At 59.2% G+C, this 9,569-nt stretch carries 8 protein-coding genes; all 8 read left to right on the top strand.

What is annotated here, in order from left to right:
- On the top strand, window positions 1-2,955 hold a 2,955-nt coding region (locus tag AB7S84_RS14505; RefSeq protein WP_428155308.1), incomplete at its 5' end, for an efflux RND transporter permease subunit.
- A 96-nt stretch (window positions 2,956-3,051) separates the two neighbouring features.
- Window positions 3,052-3,549: a nitrous oxide reductase accessory protein NosL gene (locus AB7S84_RS14500; protein ID WP_428155306.1), complete on the top strand. Its 498-nt coding sequence runs from the start codon at window positions 3,052-3,054 to the stop codon at window positions 3,547-3,549.
- A 94-nt stretch (window positions 3,550-3,643) separates the two neighbouring features.
- Window positions 3,644-3,961, top strand: a complete 318-nt coding sequence (locus tag AB7S84_RS14495) for a hypothetical protein (RefSeq protein WP_428155304.1) — start codon at window positions 3,644-3,646, stop codon at window positions 3,959-3,961.
- Window positions 3,958-5,088 (top strand): ABC transporter permease, encoded by a 1,131-nt coding sequence (locus tag AB7S84_RS14490; protein ID WP_428155301.1) that lies wholly within the window; start codon window positions 3,958-3,960, stop codon window positions 5,086-5,088. Before AB7S84_RS14495 ends, AB7S84_RS14490 begins: the two co-directional genes overlap by 4 nt.
- Window positions 5,089-5,116: 28 nt before the next feature.
- A complete protein-coding gene (locus AB7S84_RS14485; protein WP_428155299.1) occupies window positions 5,117-5,803 on the top strand; it encodes an ABC transporter ATP-binding protein in 687 nt (228 codons plus the stop codon).
- Window positions 5,800-6,801, top strand: coding sequence for a hypothetical protein (locus AB7S84_RS14480; protein WP_428155297.1), 1,002 nt, complete (start codon window positions 5,800-5,802; stop codon window positions 6,799-6,801). The genes AB7S84_RS14485 and AB7S84_RS14480 overlap by 4 nt, the downstream gene beginning before the upstream one ends.
- A 50-nt stretch (window positions 6,802-6,851) precedes the next feature.
- On the top strand, window positions 6,852-7,706 hold the full coding sequence (locus AB7S84_RS14475; protein ID WP_428155295.1) for a thioredoxin domain-containing protein: 855 nt from the start codon (window positions 6,852-6,854) through the stop codon (window positions 7,704-7,706).
- Window positions 7,707-8,142: 436 nt separating this feature from the next.
- On the top strand, window positions 8,143-9,569 hold a 1,427-nt coding region (locus tag AB7S84_RS14470), incomplete at its 3' end, for a hypothetical protein (RefSeq protein WP_428155293.1).

Genomic DNA, 9,569 nt, shown 5'->3' with positions numbered 1-9,569 from the left:
GAAAACCCCCTCGCCGTCATCCAACGGGTCAAGCAGAAGATTTCTGAAATATCCCTGGGCATGCCCAGCCGGACACTTCCCGACGGCACGGTCAGCCGGCTTGCCGTGGTTCCCTTCTACGACCGGACCGGGTTGATCATAGAGACGCTGGAAACACTGGCATCGACCCTTTCCCGGGAGATTCTGATCACCATCGTCGTGGTTCTCGTCATGATGCGGCATTTGAGCGCCGCCTTGATCATATCGGGGATGCTGCCCATCGTCGTTCTGCTCTGCTTCATCCCCATGAAAATCTTCGGCGTGGACGCCAACATCGTCGCACTTTCGGGGATCGCCATTGCCGTCGGGACCATTGTGGACATGGGGATCATCATCACCGAAAACATCCTGAGACACCTTGAATCCGCGGATCCCGAAGCGGACCGCATAGCCGTGGTGCTGCGGGCCACCCGGGACGTGGGCGGAGCAGTCATCACGGCGGTCTCCACCACCATCGTCAGTTTTCTCCCGGTGTTCACCATGGTGGGCGCCGAAGGAAAATTGTTCCGGCCCCTGGCCTTCACCAAGACCTTCGCCCTGACGGCCTCCCTGGGGGTCGCCGTTTGCATCATCCCCCCCCTGGCTTATGCCGTCTTCATCCGTGAAAAAAACCGCAGGATCCCGAAATGGGTATTCCGCGAGGGCGTCATATACATCGGCGTCGCGGCGGCCATGTTTCTCGATTGGAAAGCCGGTGTTTTTATCGCCCTCGTCGGAGCACTCGACCTGTTGGCGCTGCGGCTTCGGCCCGAGGCGGCGGCATGGGTCCGCCGGTGCAATACCGCTGTCATCGCCGTTGGGGCGACCGTTGTGCTGGCGGATGTATGGCAGCCGGCGGGCATAACTCAGGGCCTCGCAAGGAACCTCGTCTTCATCGGCGCGAGCATTGGGATCATACTGCTGACATTTTATGTGTTTAAACGGTTCTACAGTCGAATTCTGGGTTGGTGCCTTGACCACAAGGCCCTCTTTCTCACCCTTCCGGCGGCATGCCTGGCGGCAGGAGGAACGATCTGGCTGGGATACGGGACCGTCTTCGGTTGGCTGCCCCGGTTGGTGACCGAAACCCCGGCATCCGAATACCTGACGCGGAAATTCCCCGGTCTCGGCAAGGAGTTCATGCCGCCTCTGGACGAGGGGGCGTTTCTGTACATGCCCGTTACCATGCCCCATGCCGCCATCGGAGAGGTGATGGACATTCTCCAGCGGCAGGATCGGGCCGTCGAGGCCGTCCCTGAAATCAAAACCGCAGTCGGCAAATTGGGTCGGGTTGAAAGCCCCCTCGATCCGGCCCCCGTCTCCATGATCGAAACGCTCATCGAATACCATCCGGAATTTCTGCTTGACGACAAGGGCGTTCCTCGTCGGTTCAAATTTTCGCCCGACGGCAAGGACCGTTTTCGGAGCCCCGACGGCAAAGCGCTGCCGGCCGGGGACGGCGCCCCGTATGATGTTCGCGGACGCTTTCTTCGAGATGCGCGACACCGGCTGATACCCGATCCCGACGGCAAGCCTTTCCGAATGTGGCGGCCGCCCCTCGATCCGGTCCTCAACCCCGGCCGGGATGCCTGGCCGGGAATTCTCCGGCCGGATGACATCTGGAACGAGGTTATCGATGCAGCGACGCTTCCCGGAACCACGGTGGCGCCCAGGCTTCAACCGATCTCCGCGCGCATCGTCATGCTCCAGAGCGGCATCCGGGCCGCCATGGGGGTCAAGATCTACGGCGCGGACCTCGCTGTCCTCGAGGGCGTCGGCCGCCGGATCGAAAAATTTCTTCGGGAGGTGCCCGCCATCGACCCCCTGTCGGTCATCGCCGACCGCATCGTCGGAAAGCCCTACATCGAGATCGCCATCGATCGCCGCGCCGTAGCCCAATACGGCATCGATCTTCAGCGGGTTCAGGACGTGATCGAAACCGCCATCGGCGGCAAGCAGATCACCACAACCGTCGAGGGTCGGGAACGCTACCCGGTTCGCGTCCGCTACATGCGAGAGCTTCGGGACCATGTCGACACCATCGGAAAAGTGTTGGTTCCGGGGCCCGAAGGATCGTGGATACCCCTCGTGGAACTCGCAGACATCCGATACACTCCCGGTCCCCAGGTCATCAAGAGCGAAAACACGTTTGTCGTCGGGTATGTCCTGTTCGACAAAAAACCCGGCTTCGCGGAAACCGATGTGGTGGAAGACGCCCGGGCTCACCTTCTCGACAAGATCGCGCGGGGTGAGCTTTCGCTGCCCAAAGGCGTCAGCTTCAGCTTCACCGGCAATTACGAAAACCAGGTCCGAGCCGACCGGAAGCTCCGGATGGTCCTGCCGCTGTCCCTCGCTATCATTTTTCTCATCCTCTACCTGCAGTTCAGGTCGGCAACGACCAGCGCACTGGTCTTTTCGGGCGTGGCCGTGGCGTGGTCCGGCGGATTCATCATGATCTGGCTTTACACCCAACCATGGTTTCTGGACGTCTCTGTCTTTGGAACCAGTTTCAGAGACATCTTTCAGATCCATCCGGTCAACCTGTCCGTGGCCATATGGGTCGGATTCCTGGCGCTCTTCGGCATCGCGTCGGACGACGGCGTGGTCATGGCCACGTATCTGGACCAGACCTTCGCAAGGGCGCCGCTCAACACCGTTGGAGACATCCGGAAAGCCGCCGTCCAGGCCAGTCTCAGACGGGTACGGCCCTGCCTGATCACCACAGCCACCACGATCCTGGCCCTCATCCCGGTGCTGACATCTACCGGGCGCGGCTCGGACATCATGATCCCCATGGCGATTCCCACCTTTGGCGGCATGAGCCTGGAGATCGTCACCATGCTGGTGGTGCCGGTGCTCTATTGCGCCGTCGAAGAGCTGCGGCTCAAACGTAACATCAGGGTTTCCAGCGTATCGGACACCCTCAAAACCCCTTGACCTTTAAGCACGGCCCCTGATAGAAAATGGCGAGAGCCATCTTTTATAAACCGAGACGGATAACCACCATCCACCCACCATCAAAAGGAGACTCTCATGAAAAGACCGGCTCTGTTCGTCATGGTGATCCTGCTGTTGATCGGCACCGTGAACGTCTTCGCCCAGGAGGACATCCCGGCACACCCGGCCTGTCCCCTATGCGGCATGGATCGCGCCAAGTTCGCCCATTCCCGGGTCCTTGTCGTCTATGACGACGGCACGACGACAGGCACCTGTTCCATCCATTGTGCCGCCGTCGACATGGCCGCCAATATCGGCAAAACCCCCCGAAAGATCATGGTGGGCGATTTCGACACCAAGACCCTCATCGACGCTGAAACGGCGATCTGGGTCATCGGCGGATCCAGGCCGGGCGTCATGACCACCCGGGCCAAATGGGCATTCGCCGATGAGGCTGCCGCACTGAAATTCATCAGCGAAAACGGCGGTGAAAAGGCGACCTTCGACGACGTCATGAAGGCCGCCTTCGAGGACATGTACAACGATATCAAGATGATTCGGGAAAAAAAGAAAAAGATGAAGCACCATTCGTGACGACACGGCCTGTCGTCACGAATGGATCCGTCGCATCCGGATTCGTTCCGCAACCGTTCCCCTCAAAGGTTTGTGGCGGCAACAGGAATCACCCATGAGAAAATCGACAATTTTCCTGATTCACATTGCTGTTGTAACGGCGATTCTCGTTCTGACGGTTGCAATCCATCCCAGACGCAACGAAGCGTTCCGCCGGAAGACGATGGAAAACAACGCCCTCCTGGTCAGGCAGCTCGACATCACGGATCTTTGCCTCTTCACCGAGGTTCGGTATACGCGGCACCTGTCCCAGGCAGATCTCTTTTCGGCGTTTCAGGAAGCGCCTCTGGCCTTCGAACATTACCCTTCAGGGTCCATGACGCGACCGCAGCAGCAGGGATATCCTCCTGCTGCGGTGAAGGGGGTGCGGTGATCGAACGGCAACGACACCTCCTGGATTTCGCCATCTCTTCCCTCACCCGAAGAAGATGGAAAAATCTCGCCCTCGTCGTGATCTATGCCGGAATGGTGTTTCTGTTCACTTCAGTGGTCCTCTTCGCCGACGCCGTTCGGAGGGAAGCAGCGGCGGTGTTGAGAGATATGCCGGACATGGTGATTCAGCGGAACCTGGCTGGTCGGCACGACCTGATGCCGCTGGTCTACCAGGATTCCATAGCGGAGATCCGGGGCGTGAGCGACGTCAAACCCCGACTGTGGGGATATTATTACCATCAGGCCGCCGCGGCGAACTATACGGTGACGGCGACACCGGAATTCGGACTTGCTGAAAACGAGGCCGCCGTCGGCAGCGGCGTGATGCGGACTTGGGGAACCCTCGGTGACAACGAGCTCTACATGCGGGCATACGACGGCACACCCGTCGTTCTCAAGATCAAGACCGTGCTCAACGCGGAAACGGACCTGGTAGCGGCTGACCTCATTCTCATCACCGAGGCCGCCTTTCGGCGTATTTTCGGTATCCCGGCAGGGTTTGCCACGGATATGGTCGCCCGGATCCGGAACGCGAAGGAAGCCCTGACCATCGCCGAAAAGGTCTTCCTCCGCCTTCCGGACACCCGACCGGTGCTGAAAACGGATATTCTGAAGACCTATGCCGCCATCTTCGACTGGCGAAGCGGCTATATCATCGTACAGCTGTTCGGAGCCATGCTCGCCTTCCTCATCTTCGCCTGGGACAAGGCCACCGGCCTCACCGGAGAGGAGCGGAGCGAGATCGGCATCCTCAAAGCCCTGGGGTGGAACACGTCGGACATCCTGATGCTGAAATTCTGGGAGGGCATTTTCATCTCCCTGAGCGCGTTTCTCGCAGGGACGGCCGCCGCGTATGTCCATGTTTTTTTTTCCCAGGCGCCCCTCTTCGAACATGCACTGAAAGGATGGTCCGTCCTCTACCCCGCATTCAGGCTCCAACCGGAGATCGATCCTTTTCGGGCCGCGGCCGTCTTTGCGCTGACGGTGGTTCCCTATTCCATCATGACGATCATCCCCGCCTGGAAGGTGGCCGTCACCGAGCCCGATGCGGCCATGCGCAATGTCTGAGCATCAGCGGGAGCAAAGATCCAACGCCATGATAACCTTGAAAAACGTCTCCAAAATCTTCAACGCCGGCAGGCCCAATGAATTTCACGCCCTCAAAAACGTGACCCTCACCATCGCCCGCGAAAAAATCACCGTATTCAAAGGTCCCAGCGGCTCGGGCAAGACCACCCTGCTCTCCCTGATCGGTTGCATGAGCCGCCCCACCTCTGGGCGGATCTTCGTCGACGGACAGGAAACCACCAGCCTTCCCGAAAGGTTCCTCTCCGATATCCGACGGTCCGATTTCGGGTTCATTTTTCAGAATTACAACCTCATCAAGGGAATCACCGTCCTCGAAAACACCATGCTGCCGGCGTATCCCACGGGACGGCGGCACGCAGCGGTAAAAGCCGACGCCATGAGACTCCTTGCACGCCTGAACATTGACGACAAGGCCGGTCAAAAGGTGGAGCGGCTCTCCGGCGGGGAACAGCAGCGGACCGCCATTGCACGGGCCCTCATCAACAACCCCGCCGTCATCATCGCCGACGAGCCCACGGCCCATCTCGACATGGCCCTCTCCATGGAATTTCTGGACATCGTCGCCGAGTTTTTCGGCGATCGAAAGACCATCCTGATGGCGAGCCACGATCCCCTGGTTTTCGAAGCCGGGATCGTCCATGCCGTGGTCGAGATGCGGGACGGGAGCATTTTGGAGGAGAAACAGATCCCTTGATCCTGAACCCGGCCATCATCACGCTCATCCTGGTATCCCTGCTCACCGCCCTTTTCGCGGTTTATGCATCCACCATCGGGTATCGCATCATCCGGGCCTGGAACATCGAAAGCGGGAGCGAAAGCCAACTGGCTCTCGAGAGACAGACCTATCTCATATCTTCGGTCCTGACGCATCTTTTCGCCATCGGGCTTTTTGCCATGTTTTTCTTCATCTACACCGTGGACCGGATTCACCCGCTCTTTACGGGGGCCATGTGCGCCGCCGGATCCCTCAACGTCAACCGGTACGGATACCCGGCCCTTGTCGTGAAACTCGCGGGGGCCGTGCTCTCGGGATTGTGGTTGATTCTGAACCACGCCGACAACCAATGCCCCGACTATCCGCTGATCAAGACCAAATACCGGTTCCTTTTCGTCGTCACCGCCTTCTGTGTTTTCGACGCCTATCTCGTAACGCAATATTTTCTGAACCTGAAGGCCGACATCATCACCTCGTGCTGCGGCATCCTTTTCAACGCCGAGGCCGCCGGCATTTCCGGAAAGATGGCCGCACTCCCATCCATTCCCGCCAAAGTACTCTTCTATCTGAGCGCGGCTCTGACCCTCCGCTCCGGCATTCATTTCCGTATCACCGGAAGATCGGCGGGGCTCTTCTCCTGCTTCAGCGGCATCTTCTTTTTCGTTTCCCTGGTCTCGATCATCTCCTTCATCTCCCTCTACTTCTACGAACTGCCCACCCACCACTGCCCCTTCTGTCTGCTCCAGAAGGAATACCGCTACATCGGCTATCCCCTCTACGCCGCCCTCCTCACGGCAGGCATCGCGGGCATGGGTGTGGGGCTCCTCGAACGGGTGAGAGGCCCGGAATCATTGGGAAAGCGTCTGCCGTCGCTTCAGCGGAGACTCTCCCTCATCGCCATGATCGGGTGCCTCGTCTTCGTGATGATATCCACCTGGCCCATGCTTTTCTCCGATTTCACCCTCGAGGGATACTGAAAATAAAGATGTCATCCTGTTTTCACCCTGATGATAGAAAGGTTTCCGACATGCGAAAAACAATCCTGATCCTGATGCTGTTGGCGATGCTCCCGCCAAACCCCGTGCTCTGTGAGAACACCACCGAGATCAGATTGAATGTTGTTAAGACTCTCCAGATGGCGCTCCGACCGGTGGATATCGCCGTCGCTCTCAATGGCCGGCGGGTATTCGCGCTCACCGAGGCCGGGAGCCTGTTGATCTATTCCCCGGACGGCCGTCTCGAGGGCAGCGTCCAGCTGGGGGAAGGCACCGATATCATCAAGGCCACGCCCCGGGACGACGTGCTGCTGGTGGGCAATTCCCGAGAGAAGACCCTCAGGATCATCACCCTCGACATGATCCAGGAGATCGACACCAGCGGCCTGCCGGTAAAAGGCCCGATGGACGCCCCCTTTGAAATCGTCGTCTTCAGCGACTTCGAGTGCCCCTCCTGCGCCGAATTGGCGACGGTCCTCGATCAATTGACCGTCGAGTATCCTGAACAGGTCAAGGTCGTCTTCATGAACTACCCCCTCCGCAGCCATCGCCATTCCAGGGCGGCGGCCGCCGCCGCATTGGCCGCCGGCAGGCAGGGCCGGTTCTGGGAGTTCCACGACGCCCTTTTCGACAATCACGACCGACTCAGCCCCCAGAAGATCGACGAGATCGCCCAAGACCTGAAACTGGATACGGCCCGTCTGAAGCGGGAGATGAGCCATCCCGAGGTGACGGCGGCCCTGAACCGGGACGCCTCGGCGGTTGCCCGTCTGGGCATCAGCGGAACGCCTACGGTGTTCGTCAACGGCAAAATCCTGCGGAACCACTCCATGAAAAGCTTTCAGGCCCTCATCGGAAGACAGACGGCCGGAGCAGAGAAGAAATAACCTGTCGATATAAAACTCAGCGACAACTTTCGACTTTCATGATGGTGACCGGATAGATACGGCCTATAAACGTCGAAAGTTGAGTTCAGCTTTTAACTTCCATGATGGTGACCGGGCGGTGCCTATGAACGTCGAAAGTTGAGTACAAAAGATTCCAGCCGCGACGCCGGCGTTCGATCGCCGCCTTTCGGTTTCGTGAACCCCTTCACCAAAATCAGGGTAATTCACCCCAAAGCTCAGGGGATCCCTGATTTACATTCCAAAGCCGTCTCCCTATCCTCTAAGCTGTAAAACTACTCTTTAAACCCCATTCACAGACCGTCAAACCAGACGGATACACTGGAGAAACCGACCACCGAACCTCGATCGCGGGATTCTCACCGGATTTTCCATCGTGATCCAACAACAGACGGTCCCTATCAGCAAAGGAGGGAGCATGGTGAAGATGACACTATCCAGATTCATAAACCAATGGATCGTCCTTGTCCTCGCAGTGTTTGCAGGGACGATGACGGCCCTGGAGGCTGGGGCATTCACGCTGAACGTGGTGGACGGAAAGACCGGTGATCCCATCGACGTCGGCTACCGCTGGCTGGTGGAGGAAGACGTCACCCACCCCGTGAACCCCGGCAATTCAACAACCAACTGGGGAACAAAGTTCCACAAGAGCTACATGCCGGTGGTCGCCAAGGGAAGTTCATCGGATTCATTGCCCGCTCTTGAAAACTCCAAGCGCTACTATGTATCGGTGCTGCCGAATTCCGGCTACAGCATCGGCGGTGGACAGCTCACAGGCAATGGGGGCGTGACGGTCTATGTTCAGCCCAACCCCATCCCCACGGCCCAGATCTCGGTCTTTGTCTTTCACGACAACAACCCCATCAACAACGCGCCCGACTTGCCGGAGGAAACCCCGGGAACGGGTCCCGGCCAGACCAACATGAGCGGCTTCACGGTCAAACTGGAGGACGCCGGCGGCCGGTACGGGATTTCGGCAGGCGAGGCCATACACGACGCCTTCGGAAACCCGATCGGAACCACCTATAATCCGGACGGTTCGGTAAGCAGTATCGGCAAAGGTTTTCTGGTCACCGGCCCCGACGGCGAGGTCGTTTTCCAGAACATGGCCCCCGGCAAGTATGGGGTCATCGCCATACCGCCCGCGGGCCAGGGCTGGCAGCAGACCTCCACCATCGAGGGCAAGAAGGTGATCGACGCCTGGGTCAAGGCCAACGAACCGATCTTCTTCGCCGAGTTCGGCCCGCCGGGCTGGCATGCCTTCATCGGTTTCACCAAGGAGTTCAACAGCATTCCGCCGCCCACCGGCGGCACGGCAGCCACCATTGAAGGCACGGTGGTCAACAACCACCTGTCCCGACCCCCGGATACGGCTTTTTACGACGGCGCCATACCCCCGCACACCACGCCCTGGGTGGGCCTCAACGCCAATGGGGGTCTCGGACCGGCCATCTACGTGAAACGGACCAGCGACGGCGCCTTTTCCATCCCCAACGTGCCGCCGGGCGACTACCAACTGGCCGTCTTCGACGACAACATGGACCTGATCTTCAACTTTCTCGGCGTGACGGTCAATCCCAACGGTTCGTGCGCCACACCCAGCGGCTCATGCAACCTGGGCAACGTGCCGACCTTCGACTGGTTCGCCAAGCTCTGGACCGGCGTGTTCGACGATGCCGACCAGGACGGCATGTGGGATGCAGGGGAACGGGGCATTCCCGAGATCCCGGTCAACATCCGCTGGCGCGACGGCACCCTCTACCAGTCGTTTCCGACGGACAGCGAGGGATTGGCCCCCTTTGACGAGGTCTTCCCCTTCTTCAGCTGGCTCACGGCCGAAGTGGA

It is taken from the genome of Desulfococcus sp. (assembly GCF_050178255.1).
In the GTDB taxonomy this organism is placed as follows: domain Bacteria; phylum Desulfobacterota; class Desulfobacteria; order Desulfobacterales; family Desulfococcaceae; genus Desulfococcus; species Desulfococcus multivorans.
This window is presented reverse-complemented; position numbering and strand designations above follow the sequence as displayed.